26 protein-coding genes are annotated in these 24,015 nt (G+C 36.3%); 7 read left to right on the top strand and 19 right to left on the bottom strand.

Annotated elements, in window-relative coordinates; all coding sequences use genetic code 11:
* Positions 1-34: 34 nt before the first annotated feature.
* The gene (gene prmA / locus OZX68_00355) at positions 35-991 is read right to left on the bottom strand and encodes a 50S ribosomal protein L11 methyltransferase (protein WEV60744.1); all 957 of its coding nucleotides are present in this window, start codon (positions 989-991) and stop codon (positions 35-37) included.
* Between the two features lie 9 nt (positions 992-1,000).
* Positions 1,001-1,468: a DUF3013 family protein gene (locus OZX68_00350; protein ID WEV60743.1), complete on the bottom strand. Its 468-nt coding sequence runs from the start codon at positions 1,466-1,468 to the stop codon at positions 1,001-1,003.
* Between the two features lie 145 nt (positions 1,469-1,613).
* On the opposite strand from OZX68_00350, the gene OZX68_00345 reads away from it, so the two are divergent.
* Positions 1,614-2,879, top strand: coding sequence for a replication-associated recombination protein A (locus OZX68_00345; GenBank protein WEV60742.1), 1,266 nt, complete (start codon positions 1,614-1,616; stop codon positions 2,877-2,879).
* Positions 2,880-2,908: 29 nt separating this feature from the next.
* Here the strand turns inward: OZX68_00345 and celB are convergent, their stop codons facing one another.
* From celB to OZX68_00315, 6 genes are all read right to left on the bottom strand, one after another.
* Positions 2,909-4,240 carry a PTS cellobiose transporter subunit IIC gene (gene celB, locus OZX68_00340; GenBank protein WEV60741.1) on the bottom strand — a complete coding sequence of 444 codons (1,332 nt, stop codon included), beginning with the start codon at positions 4,238-4,240 and terminating at the stop codon, positions 2,909-2,911.
* Positions 4,240-4,746, bottom strand: coding sequence for a hypothetical protein (locus tag OZX68_00335; GenBank protein WEV60740.1), 507 nt, complete (start codon positions 4,744-4,746; stop codon positions 4,240-4,242). Before OZX68_00335 ends, celB begins: the two co-directional genes overlap by 1 nt.
* 15 nt (positions 4,747-4,761) lie before the next feature.
* Positions 4,762-5,103: a PTS cellobiose transporter subunit IIA gene (locus OZX68_00330; protein ID WEV61343.1), complete on the bottom strand. Its 342-nt coding sequence runs from the start codon at positions 5,101-5,103 to the stop codon at positions 4,762-4,764.
* A gap of 51 nt (positions 5,104-5,154) precedes the next feature.
* Positions 5,155-6,591 (bottom strand): 6-phospho-beta-glucosidase, encoded by a 1,437-nt coding sequence (locus OZX68_00325; protein ID WEV60739.1) that lies wholly within the window; start codon positions 6,589-6,591, stop codon positions 5,155-5,157.
* 132 nt (positions 6,592-6,723) lie between these two features.
* The gene (locus OZX68_00320) at positions 6,724-7,101 is read right to left on the bottom strand and encodes a DUF1622 domain-containing protein (protein WEV60738.1); all 378 of its coding nucleotides are present in this window, start codon (positions 7,099-7,101) and stop codon (positions 6,724-6,726) included.
* A gap of 122 nt (positions 7,102-7,223) precedes the next feature.
* Complete coding sequence (locus OZX68_00315) at positions 7,224-8,243, bottom strand: alpha/beta hydrolase (GenBank protein WEV60737.1); 1,020 nt, start codon at positions 8,241-8,243, stop codon at positions 7,224-7,226.
* A 92-nt stretch (positions 8,244-8,335) separates the two neighbouring features.
* Here OZX68_00315 and OZX68_00310 point away from each other — a divergent pair, with 92 nt between their 5' ends.
* Positions 8,336-8,710, top strand: coding sequence for a hypothetical protein (locus OZX68_00310; GenBank protein ID WEV60736.1), 375 nt, complete (start codon positions 8,336-8,338; stop codon positions 8,708-8,710).
* 106 nt (positions 8,711-8,816) lie between these two features.
* On the opposite strand, the gene OZX68_00305 is transcribed toward OZX68_00310, so the two are convergent.
* Entirely contained in the window at positions 8,817-9,107 is a 291-nt protein-coding gene (locus tag OZX68_00305) for a hypothetical protein (GenBank protein WEV60735.1), read from the bottom strand.
* A gap of 34 nt (positions 9,108-9,141) precedes the next feature.
* Positions 9,142-10,635 (bottom strand): Sau3AI family type II restriction endonuclease, encoded by a 1,494-nt coding sequence (locus OZX68_00300; GenBank protein WEV60734.1) that lies wholly within the window; start codon positions 10,633-10,635, stop codon positions 9,142-9,144.
* Between the two features lie 153 nt (positions 10,636-10,788).
* Between OZX68_00300 and dcm the strand changes: the two genes are divergently transcribed.
* Entirely contained in the window at positions 10,789-12,054 is a 1,266-nt protein-coding gene (gene dcm / locus OZX68_00295; protein WEV60733.1) for a DNA (cytosine-5-)-methyltransferase, read from the top strand.
* A gap of 33 nt (positions 12,055-12,087) precedes the next feature.
* Here the strand turns inward: dcm and OZX68_00290 are convergent, their stop codons facing one another.
* Positions 12,088-12,630, bottom strand: a complete 543-nt coding sequence (locus OZX68_00290) for a DUF4062 domain-containing protein (protein ID WEV60732.1) — start codon at positions 12,628-12,630, stop codon at positions 12,088-12,090.
* A gap of 245 nt (positions 12,631-12,875) precedes the next feature.
* Positions 12,876-13,358, bottom strand: a complete 483-nt coding sequence (locus OZX68_00285; protein WEV60731.1) for an NUDIX hydrolase — start codon at positions 13,356-13,358, stop codon at positions 12,876-12,878.
* Positions 13,359-13,512: 154 nt separating this feature from the next.
* Here OZX68_00285 and OZX68_00280 point away from each other — a divergent pair, with 154 nt between their 5' ends.
* Entirely contained in the window at positions 13,513-14,595 is a 1,083-nt protein-coding gene (locus OZX68_00280; protein ID WEV60730.1) for a hypothetical protein, read from the top strand.
* Between the two features lie 72 nt (positions 14,596-14,667).
* Here OZX68_00280 and OZX68_00275 read toward each other — a convergent pair whose 3' ends face one another.
* From OZX68_00275 to OZX68_00260, 4 genes are all read right to left on the bottom strand, one after another.
* The gene (locus OZX68_00275) at positions 14,668-15,126 is read right to left on the bottom strand and encodes an HIT family protein (GenBank protein WEV60729.1); all 459 of its coding nucleotides are present in this window, start codon (positions 15,124-15,126) and stop codon (positions 14,668-14,670) included.
* Between the two features lie 364 nt (positions 15,127-15,490).
* Complete coding sequence (locus tag OZX68_00270) at positions 15,491-18,025, bottom strand: AAA family ATPase (protein ID WEV60728.1); 2,535 nt, start codon at positions 18,023-18,025, stop codon at positions 15,491-15,493.
* Positions 18,026-18,428: 403 nt separating this feature from the next.
* Complete coding sequence (locus tag OZX68_00265) at positions 18,429-18,818, bottom strand: Cro/Cl family transcriptional regulator (protein WEV60727.1); 390 nt, start codon at positions 18,816-18,818, stop codon at positions 18,429-18,431.
* 29 nt (positions 18,819-18,847) lie between these two features.
* Positions 18,848-19,318: a helix-turn-helix transcriptional regulator gene (locus OZX68_00260; protein WEV60726.1), complete on the bottom strand. Its 471-nt coding sequence runs from the start codon at positions 19,316-19,318 to the stop codon at positions 18,848-18,850.
* 90 nt (positions 19,319-19,408) lie between these two features.
* Here OZX68_00260 and OZX68_00255 point away from each other — a divergent pair, with 90 nt between their 5' ends.
* The 3 genes from OZX68_00255 to OZX68_00245 all read left to right on the top strand — a co-directional run bounded on the left by OZX68_00255 (position 19,409) and on the right by OZX68_00245 (position 21,490).
* Positions 19,409-19,765 carry a hypothetical protein gene (locus tag OZX68_00255; protein WEV60725.1) on the top strand — a complete coding sequence of 119 codons (357 nt, stop codon included), beginning with the start codon at positions 19,409-19,411 and terminating at the stop codon, positions 19,763-19,765.
* A 374-nt stretch (positions 19,766-20,139) separates the two neighbouring features.
* A complete protein-coding gene (locus OZX68_00250; protein WEV61342.1) occupies positions 20,140-20,337 on the top strand; it encodes a DNA-binding protein in 198 nt (65 codons plus the stop codon).
* 106 nt (positions 20,338-20,443) lie between these two features.
* Positions 20,444-21,490 (top strand): tyrosine-type recombinase/integrase, encoded by a 1,047-nt coding sequence (locus tag OZX68_00245; GenBank protein WEV60724.1) that lies wholly within the window; start codon positions 20,444-20,446, stop codon positions 21,488-21,490.
* A gap of 59 nt (positions 21,491-21,549) precedes the next feature.
* Here the strand turns inward: OZX68_00245 and rpsI are convergent, their stop codons facing one another.
* The 3 genes from rpsI to OZX68_00230 all read right to left on the bottom strand — a co-directional run bounded on the left by rpsI (position 21,550) and on the right by OZX68_00230 (position 23,888).
* Positions 21,550-21,942 carry a 30S ribosomal protein S9 gene (gene rpsI / locus OZX68_00240; protein WEV60723.1) on the bottom strand — a complete coding sequence of 131 codons (393 nt, stop codon included), beginning with the start codon at positions 21,940-21,942 and terminating at the stop codon, positions 21,550-21,552.
* 13 nt (positions 21,943-21,955) lie between these two features.
* Positions 21,956-22,402, bottom strand: coding sequence for a 50S ribosomal protein L13 (gene rplM / locus OZX68_00235; GenBank protein ID WEV60722.1), 447 nt, complete (start codon positions 22,400-22,402; stop codon positions 21,956-21,958).
* 196 nt (positions 22,403-22,598) lie between these two features.
* The gene (locus OZX68_00230; GenBank protein WEV60721.1) at positions 22,599-23,888 is read right to left on the bottom strand and encodes an adenylosuccinate synthase; all 1,290 of its coding nucleotides are present in this window, start codon (positions 23,886-23,888) and stop codon (positions 22,599-22,601) included.
* Between the last annotated feature and the right edge of the window lie 127 nt (positions 23,889-24,015).

Raw genomic sequence — 24,015 nt, 5'->3', positions numbered from 1 at the left:
GGTTTATCTGATTTATGTTGATTTATACAGTAGATTAGCCACCAACTACCGACATGATGTCGTCAGTCTTTCTAAAGATACAGGCATTCCACTCACCCTGTTGCATGCGAGTTTCTAGGAAGAAACCAGCCTTTTCAGCGGCAGCACGCACCATGTCCCACTTACTTTCAATGATTCCACTCATGATTAAATAACCATTATCCTTAAGCAAGCGGTAGGCATCATCTGTCATGAAAATCAGGATATCAGCCAGGATATTTGCAACAATTACATCAGCTTCCTGGTCAATATTTTTAAGGAGATCATTTGCTGAGACATGAATATTGGTCATATTTTCATTAAGGTCAATATTTTCCTGGGCCACATTTACTGCTACCTGATCAAGGTCATAGGCATAAATCTCACCTGCCCCAAGAAGGGATGAAGCAATTGAAAGGACACCTGAACCAGTCCCAACATCAAGGACTCTTTCTCCCCCGCGAAGGATTTGCTCAAGGGCAAATAAAGACATCTTGGTGGTTGGGTGAGTTCCCGTACCAAAGGCCATCCCAGGATCCAGGCGAATGATTTTTTCAGCTGAATTTACCGGTGTATAGTCAGTCCAGCTTGGAACGATTGTCAAATCGTGTGAGATTCTTGTTGGCTCATAGTATTTTTTCCATGAGTCAGCCCAGTCCTCTTCAGAGAGCTGTTCAGCTGAGACCTTAACCTCACCTACTTCAATCCCAAATTCAGAGAGACCTTTGATTTTTTCCTCAATCTCTAAAAGAACCTCAGGAACATTTGTGGTTTCTGGGTAGTAACCAGCAATTGTTACAGAATCAGACTGCTCAACCTCAGGTAGGATTTCTCCAAAGTTATCTTCGTGGTCCAAATAATCTGCACTGTCTTCAATCGCAAGCCCTTGAGCTCCTGAATTAATCATGATTTCACTTGCTGCTTCAACAGCTTCACGGCCAAGTTCAACCTTGATTTCTTGCCATTTATCCATATTTACCTCCTAGTAGCGTGGGTACTTGTAAAATTCAGTTTCCACAAGTGCACCAGCCTGTTGCTTAAAGTCCTCTTCATCAAATACAAGGAAAAATTCCTCAGCTTCAGGGTCTGCCAAAAAGTCCATCAAATCATCAAGACCCTTATTTGCAACCTCAGTCAAATAATCTACAAGAAGATCGAGAAATTCAAGCGACAAGCCCTTATCCCCATAAGGAATAACAGCCAGATAATCTTCTGAATCAACCCTTGATTTAGAAGGATTTACAAGAATTACTGCATCCTCATAAACAATATTTTCAGATGATTCAACATCATCACTATCTACAATCGTAATTCCTTCCTTGTTCTCAGCATCCAGTAAAAAAGCTACTTCGACTGCATGTTTTTTTTTGTCCCAATTGATTTGGTAATCATAAGGAAAATTTTTATCAAGTCTAGTGTCAAGGACATCTAAAAAATCTAATTTTGCCATTTGTTCTCCCATCGTATTATTATCTTTCTTAATTTTAACACATTGAGTGCTACAATAGCTAAAAAAGCTAAAAAATTCAAACTTGGAAATTTTTTGCCCAAAGTGATAGTATTACTAATGAGATAGAGGACAAGAGGAGGGAGCCATGCAAAATTTAGCAAGACGGATGCGACCTAGAAATATTGATGAAATCGTTGGCCAAGAGCATCTGGTCGGGGAAGGTAAAATTATTAGGAGGATGGTTGAAAGTGGTCTACTTTCTTCAATGGTTCTTTACGGGCCTCCTGGTATCGGGAAAACTAGTATCGCAAGTGCCATTGCAGGAACCACGAACATGGCCTTTAGAAGCTTTAATGCCACCACTGATAGTAAGAAAAAACTTCAAGAAATTGCTGAGGAGGCAAAATTTTCAGGGGGCTTGGTTCTCCTTTTAGATGAGATTCACAGGCTTGATAAACCCAAGCAAGACTTTCTCTTACCCCTCCTTGAAAATGGAGAGATAATTCTAATCGGAGCAACCACAGAAAACCCTTATTTCTCTGTTCTTCCAGCCATTAGAAGCCGGGTGCAGATTTTTGAACTCCATTCCTTGAGTCCTCATGACATCAAAAAAGCCATTGAAAGAGCCATTAACGACAAGGAACGGGGATTTGACTTTGATGTGAAAATTGATGATGATGCCTTGAATTTTTTAGTTCATTCAACTGGTGGGGACATGAGAAGTGCCTATAATTCCTTGGAACTTGCTGTTCTTTCAAGCAAGAATCATCATGTCAGCCTAGATGATATGGAAAATAGCCTACAAAAGAAGGCCATGGCCTTTGATAGAGACGGAGATGTCCACTATAATCTCTTAAGTGCCCTCCAAAAATCAATCAGGGGGTCTGATGTTGATGCTACCCTTCATTATACGGCAAGACTTATTGAGGGAGGGGATTTGGTTAGTCTTGTTAGAAGGCTTACCGTTATCGCCTATGAAGACATAAGTTTAGCCAACCCAGAAGCATGTAGCCGAGCTGTAATAGCTCTTGGAGCAGCGGAGCGGATTGGTTTTCCAGAAGCTCGGATTATCCTTTCTAATATAGTGATTGATTTAGCCCTCTCACCCAAATCAAATGCCGCCTATAAGGCCATTGATGCTGCCATTAAAGACCTTCATCAGCACGGGGCCTTAGATATTCCAAGTTATCTCCAGGATGGCCATTATGAGGGTGCCAAAAAACTTGGTAAGGCAGTCGGTTATAAGTATCCCCATGACTATCCTAACCACTGGGTAAATCAGGACTATTTACCTGAAAAGATTAAATCAGCTAGCTATTATCAAGGAGGCGACCAGGGGAGATATGAACGTGCCTTAAATCAAAGAAGATTTGACCTTGCACAAGATAAAAGTAAGGGAAAAAATAAGTAAAAAAAGAAGCCTTGGCTTCTTTTTTTCTTTTAAGCATTTCCTTTTTCATCCTGCACAAGTTTGTTGTCATAAATTTTAACGAATGGAAGCCAAATTAGAAAGGCAACAAATGTTGTTACTAGGGCAAGAATTACTGCTCGCCAGTCAGCTGTTGAAAGGAATCCACCAATTCCAACAGGAGTTGGCCAAGGTGTTTGAGCAATAACTGGGCTAACTAATTCCCATTTGATTGAGAAGTAGGCTATGGTTGCAGAAGCCATTGGAGCCAAGAAGAAAGGCACAGCAAGGTAGGGATTATAAACAACTGGCATCCCGAAAATAATTGGTTCATTAATATTAAAGAAGCCAGGAACTACAGATGCCCGACCTAAAACCTTAAGTTGCTCAGACTTAGCAAAGAAAGCGATGAAAATTACCATCCCCAAGGTAGCTCCTGATCCTCCAAGAACAACAAATGAATTTTGAAACTCTCCAGCAAAAGGCAGGTGAGCTCCATTAACATTTGCGGCCATGTTAGTCAGAAGAAATGGCATTATGAATGGGTTAATGATATTTGCCCCGTGGATACCTAAAATCCATAGTGCGTGGATGAGGAAGTAGATAATCATAAGTCCCCACCAACTATTAGTGATGTGAGCTACAAAACCAAAGGGAATAGCAATAACTTTGAAAATATCTGTTCCAGCTAGAACTAAAACGCCATTAATGAGCAGGACAGCAAAGGCTACGGCAAAGGCTGGAATAAGAGCTGTAAATGATCTTGATACTCCAGCTGGCACTGTATCTGGCATTTTAATAATCCAGTTTTTCCTAATACAAAGGAAGTAAATTTGTGTTGCCACAACAGCCATAATAATGGCCGTGAAAATACCTGTTGTTCCAAGTCTTTCAATGGTCCCAGCCATTCTCACACCCTGGATAACCTTCTCATCTTCAGTAACAACTTCAATCAAGGTAAGCTTTCCATCTGAAAAAATTAATTCTGGAAGACACATAAAGAAAGCAAACATTGAAAGAAGGGCACCATTGATTGGACTTACGTCTAATTTAGCTTCTTGGGCTTCAATTTTGGTAAGCTCATAACCCATGACAAGGGCAAAGTAGAGGGATAAAATTCCCATGGTGCTTGTATTTGCAATCATGTAAAGATCGCTAAACCTAAAGAAGGTGTTGTCAAAGAATCCTTCAAGGGCCGGAAAGGCTGTTGGTAGGATATTTAGTACTAAAAACATGGAACCTACAATTGTAAATGGTATGGTGGCAAGCCCTGCAGCCATTATCGCTCGGACAAACTTATACTGGGCCACTTTACCCATTGGTTTCATGAAGTGATTTTCTAAGAAACTCATAAACTTATTCATTACATAACTCCTCTCGTGGTCATAATTTCCTCATATCTCTTGATCCTTATAAATTGACGGTCCTCATTAAGACTAATTTTTTTAAGTTTTAACAAAATTAAGGCCCCGATTAAAATACCTAGAGCAAGAATTGATGCGGTAAAAATTCTCGCCTCCTGGGTATTTTTTACGAAACTAAAGACTTGGCCAAAGATGGAACTTGGAATCAAAGCTAAGGAAACTAGGTTCATAATAACTTGCAATAGATAATATCTTTTTGTTGCAGGTAAAAGATTAGTATGATTTCCATAAAGGTTTACATGTTCAAATAAAACAGGAATGCTTAAAATAAGTAAGAATACTGGTATGAGAGCAAGAACACTCCTTGTTCCAAGGGCAAAGATTGCCCAATATAAATTTGAGAAGAAAAATAGTGCCGTAGCGTACCTAATTAGCATAAAGCGATTAAAGTACATATTTTTCATGGTAAACTCTTGCTTTTTCTTCTCTCTTTCACTTCTTTTCATACTAATCTTCCCCCATTAACCTACTTTAACCTTGGCCATAATCTCTTGATTTTGCTTGTAAAGGTACTCAAGCTCCCTAGCAACTTCTTGTAGGGTAATTGTTGTCATCAAGTGATCCTGGGCATGGACCATAATAATTTCAATTTCAATTTTTTGACCACTTGCAAAATCCTGTAGTAATTTTGTCTGTGAATGGTGGGCTTCAACCAAAGCCTTATTGGCTTCATCCATCTTTTCCTGGGCTAAATCAAAATTACCTTCCCGCATAGCCCTTAAACTTTCATTAATTAAACTTCTTGCATTACCACTATGTAAAATAATATTAAAAGCAATCATCTGCAAGTCTTCATTTGTCATTTTCTCTTCCATCTTATCTCCCTTATGTAAAGCTTGTAAACTTTATGTAAACTATCCTAAATTTGCTCCATTTGATTTAATCACTTTTTGATACCAATCAAATGAATCTTTCTTACTACGTTCAAGGCTTCCTTTACCCTTATTATCCTTGTCAACATAGATAAAGCCATATCTTTTTTCCATCTCCCCAGTTCCCGCAGATACAAGGTCAATGCAGCCCCAAGGTGTGTAACCCATAAGGTCAACTCCATCTTCTACAACGGCTAAACGCATTTGTTCGATGTGGGCTCTTAGGTAGTCAATCCTATATTGATCATGGATTGAACCATCACTTTCAACCCTATCATATGCTCCGAAACCATTCTCAACGATAAATAATGGTTTTTGGTACATGTCTGTAAACCAATTTAGGGAATAACGTAAACCTTCGGGGTCAATTTGCCAACCCCAGTCTGACGCTTCTACATAGTTATTTTTAACCAAATCATTTTCTTCATCGTAGTCGTAGTAAGATTTACCGTCCTTGTGTTCGATGGCAAATGACATGTAGTAACTAAATCCAATGTAGTTGACAGTTCCTTCGAGGAGGTCACGTTTATCTTCCTCAGAGATTTCAATATCAATTCCCTTGCGTTCCCAATTTTTAAGAATGTAGGCTGGATATTCACCGCGACAGTGAACATCTGTAAAGTAATAACGAAGCTCCATGGCTTTTTGGGCTGCAAGAATATCAGATGGTTTACACGTTGCTGGATAAATTGGACACATGGCAATCATACAACCAATTTCAAAATTGGGGTTTATTTTCTTACCAATCTTTACAGCACGAGCACTGGCTACAAGCTCATTATGAGCTGCTTGATACATGATTGCTTCGCGGTTGTCACCTTCCTTGTAAACAATACCCGAGTTAGTAAAGGGTGCAAAATCAAGATTATAGTTGGCCTGGTTATTAATCTCATTGAAGGTCATCCAGTACTTAACCTTGTCTTTATATCTTTCAAAACAAACAGTCGCAAAGTTTACAAAGAAGTCAATTACTTTACGGTTGGTAAAGCCACCATATTCAGTAACAAGATTATAGGGAAGTTCAAAGTGAGACAGAGTTACCACTGGTTCAATCCCATGTTTCAAACACTCATCAAAGAGGGCATCATAGAATTTTAGACCTGCTTCATTTGGCTGGCTTTCATCTCCATTTGGAAAAATCCTTGTCCAGGCAATGGAAGTTCTAAAAGATGTAAAGCCCATCTCAGCAAAAAGGGCAACATCTTCCTTGTAACGGTGATAAAAATCAATTCCTTCATGATTTGGGTAATATTCACCTTCAAGGATACCTTCTGTAATTTCACGGTATTTTGTGGGTGTTCCAACAGTCATAACGTCGGCTACGCTAACACCCTTACCACCTTCCTGCCAGCCCCCTTCAAGCTGGTGGGCAGCAACTGCTCCGCCCCACAAAAAATTTTCCTTAAATGAACTAGACATAATAATAATAAATCCTACCTTTCAATTTCATAGATTCATCCTAACATCTTATGAAATCGTTTTCAAAAATGAGATATAAATTTCACAAAAAAAAGCACAAAAAAACAATTCCTAGGAATTGCCTTTAAATTTCTATTTAGCTTTTTTATCGATTTTTCCTTCATCTTCAATCTCCCTGTTAAGAAAGAATGAGATAACCGTTCTAATTACAACCAGAAAGGCTAGCTTAGATAGATCCTGCATGGTTGGATGGACAATTGACTCAATAATATCTGAAGCGATAAGAACTTCCAAACTAAGTAGAATATAGCTTGCCAGATGATTTTTTATGTGCTGGTTGGATTCAATGGCCTCAGTCGTTGAAATCCTACTACGATGAGACTTAATAAATTCCACAATTCCTAGTACAGAACCATAAATCAAGATGGCTACAGCGATGACATTTAATAGGACGACGAATACTTTAAAAAAAGGATAAATCGCATTAGTTAAACTTTCATAAAAATCCATTTAAAACCTCCTCAAATCTTTGCTTTATCCTACCATAAAAAACAATAAAAACCTAAGATTATAATGATGAAAATCAAATTAAATTTACACAATCCTTTACATATGTGTAAAGGGTGTAAAAGTTATTTGTATTTATTAATAAAGGCTTCCGTCTGTTTGAAGCACTCGATGGCCTCACTTGTCGAATAATCAAATTGATATTCATGTCCAATTGTTTGACTACTACTTGTAAAGAACAGCGAATCATTAGCGATTCCAAGCTGAGTTAATCTTTCTTGCAGGCTTATTCCTTGGTCTTCAAAGGAATAATAATTGCCATCTGTAATATAAGTTGGGACAAAATTTTTATCAATATGCTGAGCAATACTTGCTTGATCTAGTTGGGGGCTCGTTTGCCACTCCCTAGTCCCAATAATTGACCAAGAAACACTAGATATTGTAAAGCTTACTGCCTGATTATTACCATACTTGTCAACCAAGTTTACAAGATTGACAGGTCCACAATAGGATATAGCCCCCTTGAGCCTGTCCCTAGAAACTCTTTGCGGAAGGGACATCCCTTGGGCATAGGCTTCATTTGTCTGGACAAGAAGGTACTGAAGGGCAATCTGAGCTCCCGCACTATCTCCCCCGTAAAAAATACGGTTAAAATCAATCAAAGGATAGACCAGCTGATTTTCGAGTAAATACTTGGTCAAATCATCAACCTGTATGAGCTGATTGGGATACTGGGACTCTGGAGCCAGCTCATAATTCATAGAAAGGATGGCCACTTGATTTTCAGCCGCAAGCTTTGCCGCAAATTCTTTAGCAATTTCCTTATCACCGCCAAGATAACCTCCACCGTGTACCCAAATCAAAAGAGGTAAGGGACCTTCAGTTGAAGCTGGATAATAGAGGTCAAAGGTATTATTTTTATGAGATGATGGATAGACTAAATTTTCTTGAATGCTAATGTTAGCCTTATTTTTTTGGTTACTTTCTTCATCTGAAATAGCCGTTTCTGTCTTAAAAACAGCCTTACTGAGGACGAAGGCAGTAGATTTAGGATAAAGCCACATGGCCAAGAGAGCGAGGGATAGGACTAGAAGAAAAACGGAGGTAAAGGATAGGGATACCCACATGATTATTTTCTTATTCAACAAGTACCTCCTTGTAAATATATAGTGTATAATATAGTGTATAATGATAGTATAACAAAATGTTTCACGTTAAACATCTAAAGGAGTTTGCTATGACTAAAAACGATACAAAGACCGACAAGGTTTCCCTCTGGGTAACTTGGATTTCTCTTTTCTTCACTCTACTCTTTTGCCTTCTGACCGTCTTTTTTAAGGACAATATGGAAGCAATTAGAACATTGATGATTTTGATGCTCGCATCAATCCTAATTCTCATTGTTGCTGATTATTTTGCCTGCAATTCCTTCTACCAAAAACCAGAACATAAAAGCCAAAAACTTTTTGTTCCAAAAGTCTTTGGCTGGGGACTTACATTTAATCCAACTACAAAATTAGGGAAATTTTTCTGGCTACTAGCCATTCTCTTAATTTGCTTTTTTGCAATCTTCATCCTTTTAAACCCAAGTTTTATAAGTCAAAAGAATTGAATTTATCATTAATGATTATATTAATGATATCTCCTTTCAACTAAGCGGGACATAATTGATTCCCACTCTTTTTTATCTAAAAAACTACTAAACTTTCTAGTAATTTTTAAAAGGTCATAGGGCCTTGATAAAAAAATGTCAAATAAATTCCTAGAAGCATTACAAGAAAGGCAATGACTAGAAGGAAAAGGGCCGAAAAACGCCGCCAGCTGGGACCAAAATCGATACCTAAGAGGGAATAATTATGCCTTACACCTATGGCATAGGCCATAGAAAAACAAAGAAGGGAAATTCCCAAAATCCCAAGACCAACCAAGTATTTGCTCTCAAAAAGAATGGCCAAATAGCTTACTAATAAAACCAAAACTACCGCCCAAAGAACCGATTTTCTTGTCATTATAGTGCTCCTTTATGTATTAGAATCAAACAAGCTAGTCCCACTTGCCATCAAAGACTTGTTTGAGATATTTCTTTGATAGCCAAAATGAATGTTTTGTAATCCTTCTTCCATCAGGAAGTTTATAAGTGTCAGATAATTTTCCCTTTCCGAAAAAATTTCCAGGAGTAAGCTCATAATAGGAATTCTGAGCATGAATTTTAGTAAATATTATTTGGTTTTTCTTACTTTGTGGGAAATTTGTTAACACCCTATTTCCCTTTTGGGTAAGTTTCACTCCATCATTAATAATGGATCTCGTCTCCTCCCAAACCCGTTGAATTTCATCAAGCTGGCGTTCAGGGAACCCCCAAAATTTAACTCCATCTAATAGACAGTCTCCTGAATCATTTTCCTTAAAAATTACAAATAAAAATTTTCTACTATAGATTTCTAAATAAGGCTGCGACTGCTCCCAATCATCATTTTTTGCAAGTTCTTCAAATTGATAATTTTTAAATGACATGTCTTCCTTTGGAAGACCATTTTTGTTTACACGAATTACCTTTAAAATCATATTAGCCTTCTGGAATTCTTTAGTTTCATCAATATTATTAGATAAGCCCATAATTTTTTTCACTAAAAGGTTACCGGCATTTTTAGTTTTTAATTTAATATCAAATTTATCACAAAGACTATTCAAAGACATACCCTTATACTGCATAATTCTTTCAGTAATAATTTCCGTGAACGGCTTCTTTTCTCCCCTAAAATTCTTAACAACACTTTCCTGATCTTCTTGATTAAAAATTTTATTCTTAATCAAATATGTCATATAACTTGATTTTAACTCCCAGGCCCTTTGTTTGGCTAAAATATCATTAAAGGGCTGAGCACGTAAATCTTTTCCTTTTCCAGCACCCTTGGTACATGTAGAAAGGTAATTACCATCTGATTCTGAAAGCTCATGAGCCCGCCCAGCTTTAATTTTATCCGTGATATTTTTGTAGTCCTCTAGGATTACTTCCATATCCTCTTCAAACCATTCGTATAAAAAGACCTTTTCAATAACATACTCAGTCACAGTACGTTCTTTTGTCAGACCATTATAAAAAAGAAGAAGGATTTTTTCACATTTTTCCCACATATGGGTACCATAAAAATCATCCAAATTTTCAGTCATATAATTAATGATTGTCAAAACTAACCGTTCTTTGGCACTCATACTATCATTTTTATTGACCTTAAAAGGTGTAATCTTGAGTTCAACACCAATCTTTGGAAAATCAGCTCCACGGTCATTATTAGGTTCATAACCATAAAAATACCGTTCCATATAGTTACCGTACTGCCCCTTTGATTTTGGATTAATATAAGTAGCTACCTTATCCTCACACACTATATCTAAAGAACGATTTTCATAGCTCTCATAAGGATTTTTTTCATATTCATCAATAATTTCACTAAACTTTTTTCCAATAAGCTTTTTTGAATATTCAACCACACTATCAACACTTCCATCATCGTAATCAAATAAATAGCTATCCATATTCTCATCCCCTTAAAATATTTTCTTAATTATAGCAAATTTAAAGATTATTTTTTGATGAATATTCTTATTATATATTTAAATATAAATTCCTTGATCTTTCAGAATAACTTTTATATAATATACTAATAAACTATAAACGGAGATAATAATATGAAAATTCTAGAACTATTCGCAGGAGTAGGTGGATTCAGAATAGGTCTTGAAAATTCTGATTCTAATATATTTAAAACCCTTTGGTCAAACCAATGGGAGCCATCGAGAAAATCACAAGACGCGTACGAAGTATATAACTATCACTTTGAAGATAGCGAAAATATAAATATCAGTATTTCTGATATTACAGATGAAGAATTCAAGGCAATGGACGCTGATATGATTGTCGGTGGTTTTCCCTGCCAAGATTATTCCGTAGCTCGGACGAAAAAAAATGAGATGGGACTTGAAGGAAAAAAAGGGGTTCTTTTTTGGGATATTATAAGAGCCACAAAAATTATAAAACCTAAATACTTAATCCTTGAAAATGTCGATCGCCTCTTAAAATCACCATCAAAACAAAGGGGACGTGATTTTGCTATAATGCTTAAGGCCTTTGATGACCTTAATTATTCAGTCGAATGGCGAGTTATCAATGCAGCTGAATATGGACGTAGTCAGAGGCGAAGGAGAGTTTTCTTCTTCGTTTACCGAAATGATACGAGTTTTGCACAAAAAATTGATTCAGATTTCGAAAATACAGATAATGTATTCATTGAAAACAACTATGACAATTATATTTTCCACGATGGACTTTTTGCAAGTCAGTTTCCTGTCAAAAATTTAGCCGTAAAAGATCGCCGTGCCTTCTATGAGCTTCCTGAGGATATCGTCGAAGTTTCAGATAACTTTACAGGTCAAGTCTGGAATACTGGGATTATGAGGCACGGTAAGTATTATACAATTGAAACAGCAGCCGATTATGATGGGACAAGGCTTACCCTGGGTCATGTTCTTCAAGATGAGGTTGATGTTGCTGAAAAATACTATCTAACTGATTCTGAGAAATTAGAAAAATTCAAATACCTCAGAGGACCTAAAAAAATTGAAAGAACATCGGCCGATGGACATTCTTACATCTTTTCAGAAGGTGGAATGTCGCCTTATGATAGTGAAGAATTACCAGGACGTACCATGCTTACATCAGAAGGATCTGTAAATAGGTCAACACACCTAATTTACAGAAATAACCGCTACCGCCTTCTCACCCCAATCGAAGCTGAAGGCTTACAAGATTTCCCTAAAGATTGGACTGCACTAAAGAAGGATGCAAATGGACAAATAAAACCAGTAACCGACCGCATGCGTATGTTCTTTATGGGTAATGCTCTTGTGACAGAGATTGTTAAAAAAATTGGCGATTTTATAAAAGAAATAGACTAAATAAAAACTACCAAGTAATTTTGGTAGTTTTTATTAATTTTTACTATTATCATTCTCAAGGTTATTTTTTTTGATAAAGTATGAACTTATATCTTTTTTAATATAACGTTCAAACTCTTCAATACTTTCATAAGATTTATAAAATATATGCTTGTCTTTTTCTATTTTTCTCTGAAAATCGTTTACTTTATCTAATTGCTGCGTGTCAATTTTTGAAATCTTTTTTGGGATATCACAAAAATATATAAATACTTGTTTACCACTATTAATTGCATTTTCAAATTCTTCTACTGTTCCAGATTCATGAGAGCTAGTTGGGGTTCCAAAACGACTCCAAAAAATACAAATAAGTGCATCCGAATCATCAATGAATTGTTTGTTTAATAGTTTCTGCGGCTCCCCGCCACTTTCAGGATAGGCATCAGTAGACCAGTGCGATAATCGTAATCTTATATTGTATGTTTGCCCTATGTAAATATTAAAATCCTCTACAGCACTTTCAATTACCTTTTTCTCATCCTTAATATCATTAGGACAAGATAAAGTTATGTTATATTCACTAAAAATTTTAGGCATAAATTCCTCCTACATATGTATATTTGTAATATCTACCGTCTATTATATCCGTCAAAATATTAAAGATCAAGGACTTTACCTATAATATTAAAAAAAATAACACTATTTTATTCAATGGAATCCAATTGCATGCGTATGTTCTTTATGGGTAATGCTCTTGTGACAGAGATTGTTAAACAGATTGGCAATTTTATAAAAGAAATAGACTAAATAAAAACTACCAAATAATTTTGGTAGTTTTTATTTTACTTAACCTCCCACCCGTCATAAATACTCTTATCCAGGACAGGATTTCCTAAAATTTCATCTTTTACCTTCAGAACAAGAGGTGATGAATTATCTAAGGTTATCTGATCAAGGGGAAGCCATTTAATTGCCTGGGAGTCATTAAGACCATCTTCTACAAGGCGTGGAAGTGATTGTTGCGGGATGGCCTCATTAATTTTAAAATCGTAAAGGGCCATAATATGGTGGACGAAAAAATCGCCATTTTCAACCTTCACCATGGCATCATAGATTCTTGGGTTTGAGTAAGTTAAAAGGGTAAAGCCCGTTTCCTCCAAAATCTCCCTCATAAGGGTTTCCGTAAGCCCCTCGCCCGCCTCCTGACTGCCACCTGGAAGGTCAAAACGCCCCTTGTACGGACCCAAAGTCTTCTCGATACAAAGAAGGTCGCCCTTGCTATTAAAGGAAACCCCGTACACACCAAAATGACTAGTTTTTTTCATAAGATGCTCCTTTCTATATACCAATAAGTAGTTTGGTCTATTATATTTGAACTTACAAGTTTATTCAATTATTAGCCTAGCCAGGTAATAATTTACTTTTTTAAATTATTATTTTATAGTAAAAATAATAATAAATTTCAACTGGAGGAAAGTTATGAAAAAACGAAATCCATACTTACTGTTACCACTAATACTTTTAATCCTCACAGCCTGTTCCAAAGAGAAAAACGTCCAAATTGAAAGCTCCTCAAGTACATCTAGCAGCAGTGAAGTTGTTAGCGATAATATGGTAAGTACAGATAGTACAAATTCTAAGGATGATCCGCAAAAAGAAATTACTGATAAATTTGATACTCTACCTGTTACCGTGCGAATGATACTTTTTGCTAATACTGTGAGTTCTAGCATTAAAAATAATCCAGGTATTGATGGATATACACTAACTTATGCTATTGACGGCCAAGATGTTTACATCAATTTAACAAATGAATCTGATAGTTTTTCAGGAATGACTATTTACAAGTTATACATGGATGATAATGGGATAACTCCAGTTGATGGAGTCAATAAAAATCAATACCAAAATCAAGTAACTATACAAGACATAGATGTTACCAGGCACCTTTTTACCAAAGAGGAAATGTTAGATGATTATTACAGCGACCAGGTAAACTATGACAAGGCTGCTGGACATGTAGTTCAAGATATGAGTGGAGCTCTTAAAAAACAGTTTGACGAGATGATTTCACCCAACTCATTAGGAAAACAAGCTGAAAATATACCCCTGATTACTGGAGAGGAGGCCAACAAGACATTTGATGCCCTGCCTGTTGAAACTAGGATGCTTCTGTTTGCAAATACCGTTGATTCCCGCGTGAAAAATTACAAAGGAATGATGGGACTTGGAATGGTATATGTAGTGGATGCCAGCAATAACGTCTTCTTCCAAATTTCAAGTGGGGCTGGATCTGGACATCCTTATTTTCAGCTTGCTATGGATGATAGAGGTGTGACACCTGTGCTTGGTGTAGTAAATCAAAGTGCACAAAGTGGATATTCCTTCCTTGATGTAACCCGCCATCTTTTTACTAAAGAAGAGCTTCTTCGTGATTATATGACAGACAAGGAAAATTATGACACAGGATCTAAAAGAGTTCGAAGGGACACTAGTGGAACCTTTATTAATGCTTGCCAAAATGCTATTGATTACGCCAGGAAAAATTCTGGAAATAACTAAATAACTTAAACCCCATCATTAATAGTGATGGGGTTTTAATTGTAAAAAAGCCTTCTTAATATATTTGAGTCATCAAAAAAGCTTATCCAACTCCTTTGACAATTTATCCTTCAAAGCATTCAACTCTTCATCACTTGGTGTATTTGAATCGTCGTACATTTTCTCCATAGGGTACCACCAAACAGGGCCCTTTCCCTTATTGCCGTAATTTCCAATATCTCCAGAAATCCTTGGAAAAAGATGCCAATGAAGGTGGCTATCTCCATTACCCAGGAGTTCATAGTTCATTTTTTCAGCCTCAAAAGCCTTGTAAACAGCCTCCCCAACAAGAGACATCTCGTCTAAAAATTTCCTCCTAAATTCAGGATCTAGGTCAAAAAGTTCACTCTTATGATTCTTGCATAAAAAAATCGTATAGCCCCTGAAATACTGGCTGTCCCCCAAGACGACATAACCCGCCGTAAGCTCCCTTACGAAGTAAGGATTACTACCATCTTTTATCAGCTCTATCCTGTCGCATATCAAACACATATATCAATTCTCCATCTTCAAATTTGCATTATTATATCAAAAAAATATTTATAACTAAATTATTTACTTGGTTGGGAGCAAAAAAACACCCACCAAAGGTGGGTGTTTGAACATATATAATCCTGTGTCTTCTCGAGGAGAAGAACCAGCAATATTAACGTTTTGAGAATTGTGAAGCTTTACGAGCTTTCTTAAGACCTGGTTCGACTGATTGTTTTTGAATTCGCTTGAAAAAGCTTTAATGTCAACGAATTTAAGCTATACTATTAGCAAAAATTCCACTTTTTTTCAGATTGTTTGAAAGCAATGGTGTCAATTTCCAAAAAATTCGCGAGTCGAGATTGATCATTCAATACAACACCTATTATTTAGGTTTATTCGATTTTTGAAAAGAATCACACGCCGTCAGATAATCCTGCAACTCATCTGGAGTAGGGATAGCTTCTCCTAATCCTGCTGCTCTATCATGAACCCAATTGGAACAATTACTCATTCCATTTTCAACTTCTTGATATAAATCTTTTGTAAATAAAGCATTCTTTAACCTTTGTGTCTGAATTGCAGGGTGAAATCTTTGAACAGAGTTATTAAACAAAATCTCCTCAATCATCCGTTCCCAAGTTTCTCTAAGCTGCTCACACCATAGTTTGGCACTTTTTTCATACTCATCTTGTTTATCTATATTTCCAGATTGCAATAACTTATACGTTTTTTCTACATTTTGCAACTCATTTCTAAGATACGAAATCCTTTTCTTCACGGTCATTCCAATCCACGGTACATTATTCTGTACAAACCCCGCTTCATTTTGGAACTTTCTGAGCGTTGTAGTTTGATAAGAGACATTCTCCTTATCACAACACTGCTGAATACTTAATAGAAAAGTAATATCATGTGTAAATATAACAATTTGTTTGCACTTAGCTTCTTCGACAAGACGTCTTGAAATCGCTTCTCGCCTTTTGTAATCCAAAGAACTAACAGGATCATCAAAAACTAAGCAATTATTATTGGGGTTCAATTTCATTTCAGCCAGAAAATTGGCGAGAGCAATCGATCTTTGCTCACCTTCGCTCAATATTTCAATAGGTCTTTTACCTTGAACAGTCAATTTGCTAAGCGTAGTTCCTTTTCGTCCTCGTTGAACAATTTGTGCAGAAAAATTCGTCTGCAAATTTCTGCATTCCATCTTAAAATTATCAACATATTCTTGAGTAACGTATTTCTTAAATAACTTATTTTGAAATGCCGTGATTCTATTTGTTGAAGGGTTAACTCTTTGTGCCTTATCAATCCACCTCAACTTCAGAATGTAATTATTAATTTGAGGTAGCAAACCCTCTAACTTTTGAATATCATCATATTCTTCTTCAAATTTCTTTATTTCCTTCAATTCAAGAGCAACTTTCTCCTGATTTAATTCTGTAATCTTTTGGTTAAGTTGGTTGTAAATTTCATTAAAACTATCAGTGCTGATATCTTTACTCTTAATTTGAAAGTCTAAATTGTTAGAGCTCAGATTTTCCACTATATTATTTTTTATCTCTTCAAATTTTAGCTCCGCATCAAAAATTATTTGTAAATGACCTGGATATTCTTCCTTCAACCATTCTTCTAATTTCGAATCATTGACAATTAGCTTTGTATCTAATGATAAAAAGTCATCCGTTATTTTATCGATATTTTTGTTTGCTATACTTAAATTTTTTTCTGCTGCACTAGATAAAAACTTCCAATACTTATCAATTAGGTATACCTGTTCTAATGATTGACCACAAAAAATACAATGTTCAATTTCTTGTTCAATAGCTTTATAATATGTGTCAGCCGCCTGAATAAAATTTTTCCATTCGCTTGACCCAAGTAAATATATATTATCCTCTTTAAATTGCTTCAAACCTTCCTTATCACATATTTGCTCTAACTCCTCTTTTGATACCAATAACTCCCTTGTTTTTTGCAATCTATTCGAGGAAAACTTCTCATTTAATGTTTTAACTTTTTCTTCAAGTTGCTTCAAATTTGTTTTGTACTGATTATATTCGGCCACTTTCTTATTGACATTCAAGCCTAATAAAATTGCTTTTCTTTTCATTTTTTCTTTATAATCTATTTCTAGATTTTCCGATAGCGTTACTCTTTGTTTCAAATTGTTTAAGTCTGTGTCTTTGTTCAAAGATAACACTAATTCTCTTGTCGGCGTATTTTCCTTAAAATAAATAATAAACGGATTTTCACCTTGTAGTTTTTTTATATCCGTTTCCAGACTCTTCTTGACATATGCAAAACCAGTCATTAAATCCTCAAAAAATCTAAACTCTAAGGGTGCAAAACTAATTTCATTTTCTTTTGTCAAATCGTTCATAGCACTGACTGTGTCAAAAACTGCCACATCATTGAACAAAACTCTATTTTTTTCTTTTGGAAAATTTATAACGGACTGTTTTCCAGTTTGATCAGTAAAATGAAAATTGGCACTAATCTCTTCATTTGCATCACTATAAATATTAGAGATTATATTTTTATCTCCTCTAGATAAAAAAGCATTGTTTAGGAGTCTAGTATATCCTGACTTACCTGTTCCATTTTCTCCATAGATTAATGTGATTTGGCTACCCACACTTAGAGATTCCTTAGAGCTAAGCGCGTTTACGCCAGTTATGTTTGATACCCCATCCCATGTATAATTTTCAGCAGATTCACTTATATCTTTTTCTATTAAGAAAGGCAAATTTTCTTTTTGAAGAGGTTGTTTCACCAAATCAAATTCTTGCTTGAATAGTAAATATACTGTTTCTAATCCAGCATCATCTAAATTTCCATTCGCAAATATCAGGTTTCCTAAATGTTGTTGCCAATAAGGCTGTTTCTTAATCCATTCAACAATTTCATTGAGCATCCTAAACTTTCCTTTCTTAAAATAATAATCGCTTAACATAAATATTTACTACACTCATATGCCACCAAAACTGTTTATGATTTATTTTTTCTTTAGTCAGGGGAACTGCTTCATAGAAAATTTCCGACTAAATAAATGATTAGTCAGAATTACCCCCCTCCGAGATTTGTTGTCCTGTTAATGATGGCATATCCAATAAAACTAATACTTTAAACTCCCGTATACTTTATCCATAATTTCACAAATATTAATAAGTAATCATTTTTCACACTTAAAGAAATTATACCTCAAATATGGTTGTTATAGACAAATAAAAAGGAAATAGTATTCAAAATATCTATTATAGTTTTCTGCAATGATTTTACTCACGATAAAAATTTTGTTCCAACTCGTGAACAACTTACTACCCAAACCAATCCTCAACCTGATCAGCACTAACTTCCCCATACAACTTAATCAAAGCCGGCCGCAACGTCTGAATCGTCTCTATCAACTCTTCCCCACCAAACATCCCTGTAAATGATTTATCCGTCAATTCTTCGGACAGATTATTAATCAACTGGCCCGTCTGCTGATTATCCGCCAGTATATTGATTAATTTTCCAATCAAATATTGATCTTCAAATATACCATTCGAAGAAAAATCAAACTTGGCAACTTCTTCTTTGATTAGTTTTATCATAGTATCTTTGTCACCATAATTGAATTCTCCAGCTACATCCATAAATTCAAAGATATTAGTGGTGATTACTAAGATTGCTTCATCCTTTTTCGCCTGCAACAAATCATCCACAAAAGGCAAGCCATCTATTTCATTGGCTGCTAATTCCTGTAGCTCTTGTTTGATGAACGTCTGTTGTATCTCATAAAAAAGTCATCAATAAAGATTTCTTCTGGGTAGCCAACTTCATTCTCCCAACCAGAATTTTTGAAATCGCCAGTATAAAATTTGTCTTTGATTATTTGAACGATTTCTGGATGGTCTTTAAGAATTTCATATTGACCTTTTAATCGCAAATAATCTGCGATATATTCATCTATATCACCGTAATAAAACCACCCAACGGTTTTTCTGCTGATACTAGATAATTGCTTGATTACAACGATTGGCGCCAATGTGTATCCCTGAACGTAGGCACTGATCGTTGGCTTCTTTAATCCAAGGCGATTCCCTAACTCTGTAAAAGAAAGATTCATCGACTCCTTGATTTCTTTGATTCGCTGGCCAACCTTGACTTTATCTGGCTGCAATAATTCAAACATCTGCTGATTCCTCCATGTCGTTTCTTCCATTGTATCACCCGTATAAATTTTCGTATATATTTTTTCGCCATTTTCTATTGACACCGTATAAAAAGTCGTATATTAAAGGAAAGCTATATTATGGGAATCAAAATTACCGACCTAGAGTTACCAAAAAGTAAACTAGAATCAGAATATCTAGTCGTTAGTGTTGCAAGATGGCAAAAGGAGGGCGAAATCTTAAGCTGGAGCTATGAGTGTATTTTAACGAAAGTACGTTATGAAAAAATCTCAGTAAAAGTAGCGACTACCGCAGAAGCACCAATAATTTCAAATGATGAATTAGCACAACGAGGGTTATCCACAATTACTTTTGACAATTCAGCAATCAGACCATGGGCGCAAGTGAATGGACGTTTCATTAACTATGGATTATCAGCCACTGCTGACTCTGTAAAGCTCGTAAACAAAAAAGGCGAAAACACTCCCACCCACTAATTTCACTGCTCGCTTGTAGAAAAATTTAGGCGGAGCTGGCTGGGCACCAAGCCTAAAGCCGGTTTCGGCGTTAAGAATTCTTCTGCAAGCGAGCGGTTTGGAAAGACCGCGCAGCAGGATTTTCTCTTAACTTTATTTATAGACCAACATCAGGAGAAAAGTGTCTGCTTATCTCATCGGTCATTGACAACTGAACAGTTATCTAGGAGTGATGGTCTTTGAAAGCCTACAATCAAAAAATCATTGAAACTCCCACGTACACAGAAATTTATGAATATGAAGCAATTATTACTCCTAAACAAAAAACGAAAAAAATGGATTTCGATTCTGAACGAAGACAAGAACTGAAATGGTTATATGAAGATATTGACGAAATGGAAAATACTATAACTACTTATGAATTACCCTACCTGCTTACTAGAGAACAAGCTTCTCAGTTCTTAGGGATTAATCCAAAATCTTTTGATAAATTCGTTCGCGCAAACGATGAGTTAGAACGTTTTATGATTGGGAGACAAGAGCGCTACACTGTTACTTCCCTCATCAACTTTATTAAGACGCACTCTATCTAGCTAAAAAATCGTATGATGGTTTATTAGATACTTTGCGCCATGTAGAATTGGCAATGTATTCAACTAGCATTTATCAACCATCTTTCAGTGAAATGATTTGTTATAAATGCCTAGTATAATTAAACGTGGTAACTCATACAGATCTCAGATTTCACTTTACAACCATGGTCAACATAAGAAATTGACAAAATCATTTGGCACTAAGAAAGATGCAACTCGCTGGGCCTTAGAAAATGAATTAGAGAAAGGAAATGGAAAACAGTTAGCAGAACGTACAACAACTTTTGCTGATTTCTTTGAAAACTGGATTTACATCATAAAGAAAAATGACGTAAAAGAAACAACTTTTCAAAATTATCAAAGAACTTCTCAAGTAGTGAAGAAATTATTTGGCGATATACAGTTAAAGGATTTGAATGATATTGTAGTTCAACGAAAAATAGATAAGTATGCAGAAACCTACTCTCGAAAAACTACTCATGAAGTATTATTGAAAATCAAAACAGCACTACGCGATGCTTATGCTCGTGGCTATCTTGCTACCGATTTTGCTAATTTAGTCAAAACACGAGGAAAGGTTCTAGATAAGAGAAACCGTGCGCTCTCCATTACAGAATTTAAGAAATTACATACTTACGTCATTAGTCATCCAGAAAAAGAGTTTAACGTCCTTGTACTTCTTGCCTTAGAGACTGGCATGGGACGTGGAGAACTCTTAGGTATACGCCCAGAAGACCTCTTTGAATATGGCATTCATGTCAGGTGCTCTCTTAGTCCAACTTCTGAAGATACTTCTTTAAAAACCAAAAACTCAAAACGAGATATTTCCATTAATCAAGAAGTATACGATGTTCTAAATTCTCTCCCAGTTAAGTATAATGGATATTTTTTTGATTCTGACGGCTTTCAACAATCTGCTAAACTTGCCAGATTGCTGAAAAAACTAGATATCCAAAAAACTACCTTCCATGGCTTAATAGACACACATGCTTCTTTTCTATTTTCACAAGATATTGATATCGCCTATGTTTCAAAACGCTTGGGACATATCAATATCCAAACAACACAAAACTATTATCTTGAATTGATGCCAGAAAAAAAGCACCAGCAAGATGCCGATGCTTTAAATCTCTTAAGTTCTTTGTCAAATTGATAATTTGAACCAACTTGAACCAAAAAGTCCTTGTAAACGTTGATACAATAAGGAATTGATTAACGTTTTGAGAATTGTGAAGCTTTACGAGCTTTCTTAAGACCTGGTTTCTTACGTTCAACCATACGAGCGTCACGTGTAAGAAGTCCAGCACGTTTAAGTTCTGAACGGAAGTCAGGGTCAACTTCAAGAAGAGCACGTGCGATACCGTGACGGATAGCACCAGATTGTCCAGCATATCCTCCACCGTTAACGTTAACTAAAACGTCGTATGCACCAACAGTTTGAGTAACACCAAATGGTTGGTTGATTACTAAACGTAGGTCAGCATGTGGAATGTATTCTTCAACAGGTTTTTTGTTTACTGTGATTTTACCAGTACCAGGTACTAAACGTACACGAGCTACTGAGTTTTTACGGCGTCCTGTGCCGAGATATTGTACTTGTGCCAATGTTCAGCCCTCCTTAAATTAAGCCTGTGATATCAAGCACTTCTGGGTTTTGTGCTTGGTGGTTGTGTTCGCTACCTGCATACACTTTAAGTTTCATACCTTGAGCACGTCCTAGAGTGTTGTGTGGAAGCATACCTTTTACAGAAGTTTCGATTAGGCGAGTTGGTTTGTTTTCGCGTAATTCACCTGCTGTAGTTGATTTAAGACCACCTGGGTACATTGAGTGACGGTAGTAGATCTTATCAGTTGCTTTTTTACCAGTAAGTTTGATTTTTTCAGCATTGATAACGATAACGAAATCACCTGTGTCAGTGTGTGGTGTAAATGTTGGTTTGTTTTTTCCGCGTAAGATGCTTGCAACAACTGCTGAAAGGCGTCCTAGAGGTACATCAGTTGCGTCAACAACGTACCATTTGCGCTCAACTTCACCTGGCTTAGCCATGTATGTAGTTTTGTTCATGATATCTCCTATTATTTTCTGTCTTTGTTTACGTGTGTGCCGTTCCTTGCACTTATTATTTTTCGGTTTCCGGGGCCAAAAAATGGTGGTAAACAATACCGCTTATTATCTTACCTTAATTTTGAAGCTTCGTCAAGGGCTTTTACTTGAAAAGAATAAAATAAAAAGGAGAAAGCTCCTTTTTACTTGGAATATTTTACAGGCTCCAAACTGATTCTAAAACATTAGTTTGATCACGATCTGGTCCCACTGAGAAGGTTGAAATGCGAACTTGAACAAGCTCACCAACACGTCTCACATAGTTACGGGCATTTTCTGGTAGCTCATCAAGGGTACGAACACCTGTAATGTCCTCTTCCCATCCTGGAAGGGTCTCGTAAATAGGTTTACAACGTTGTAAATCTTTAAGGCTTGCTGGATAGTGGTCAATCCTTACACCATCAAGCTCATAGGCCACACAAATTTTAACTTCTGGTAAACCACTTAAAACGTCAATTGAGTTAAGTGAAAGGTTGGTAATTCCAGATACACGGCGTGAATGACGCATAACAACAGAGTCAAACCATCCCACACGACGCGGACGTCCTGTTGTTGTTCCGTACTCATGACCAATTTCACGGATACGCTCACCTGTCTCATCAAAAAGCTCAGTTGGGAATGGTCCATCACCTACACGGCTAGTGTATGCTTTACACACTCCGACAACCTTGTTAATTTTTGAAGGACCAACACCCGAACCAATCGTAACACCACCAGCTACAGGATTTGATGAAGTAACAAATGGGTAAGTACCTTGGTCAATATCAAGCATAACCCCTTGAGCTCCTTCGAAAAGAACACGTTTACCACTGTCAAGGGCATCATTTAAGATAACTGATGTATCAGTCACATATTTTTTGATTTGTTGACCATATTCATAGTACTCTTCAAAGATTTCATCAAAATCAAGGGCTTCTGAATCATACATTTTCTCAAAAAGACGGTTCTTCTCTTCAAGGTTAGACTTCAAGCGTTCCTCAAAGATTTCACGGTCAAGGAGGTCTGCGATACGGATACCCACACGTGCTGCCTTATCCATGTAAGCTGGACCAATCCCTTTGATTGTTGTCCCAATCTTATTATCTCCCTTAGCATCTTCTTGCAGCTGGTCAAGTTTGATGTGGTATGGCAAGATTACATGAGCACGGTCAGAAATACGAAGATTGTCTGTCGTCACATTATTTTCATGTAAATAAGCAATCTCCTTAACTAATGATTTTGGATTTACTACCACACCATTTCCGATAACAGAAATTTTTTCTGGGAAAAAGATTCCTGATGGAATTAAATGAAGCTTGTATTTGAAGCCGTCGATAACAATCGTATGTCCGGCATTATCTCCACCCTGATAGCGTGCGATTACCTCTGCATTCGCACTTAAAAAATCGGTAATTTTTCCCTTACCTTCATCCCCCCACTGGGTACCTACAACAACAACTGATGGCATATTTATCTCCCTAATTCTTACTTAGTTACAGTTTATTATATCAAAAAAAGCCATATCTTTCTTATCATTTTAGTCAAAAAGATTAAATCAATGTTGATTTCAGGTAAAAGTAGCCAAAATGTGTTAG

Source organism: Streptococcaceae bacterium ESL0729, from assembly GCA_029391995.1.
Taxonomy (GTDB): domain Bacteria; phylum Bacillota; class Bacilli; order Lactobacillales; family Streptococcaceae; genus Floricoccus.
This window is presented reverse-complemented; position numbering and strand designations above follow the sequence as displayed.